The 285-nt window shown below is 42.1% G+C and carries 1 protein-coding gene; it reads right to left on the reverse strand.

The window, feature by feature from the left end:
- Positions 1-285 (reverse strand): TonB-dependent receptor domain-containing protein (locus ACG9ZB_RS17180; RefSeq protein WP_419326839.1); only part of this gene is annotated, 285 nt, incomplete at both ends.

Here is a 285-nt window from a genome sequence, read left to right on the forward strand (position 1 = left end):
GCTTATATACGGTACCTAAGTTAAATAGCACTGCATCATCATTGACAGAACCACTTGGTTGCTCACCTTTTGAAGTGCTATATGCATCTGTATCCGCTTTAATGTACTGATAACGCGTACCTGCCTGTACATTCAAACGGTCTGTCAATGCATAGTCAGCTTGTAAGAATGCACCAGCACTTTGAATCGTTGTGTCTGGGCCTGCATCGGTAGTTACACCTGTTGGTGTATAGCTAAGACCTGTATTCGAAGCAATAAGCCCTTCATAATATTGATGGTCTGTTT

Source organism: Acinetobacter johnsonii, from assembly GCF_048551975.1.
Taxonomy (GTDB): domain Bacteria; phylum Pseudomonadota; class Gammaproteobacteria; order Pseudomonadales; family Moraxellaceae; genus Acinetobacter; species Acinetobacter johnsonii_A.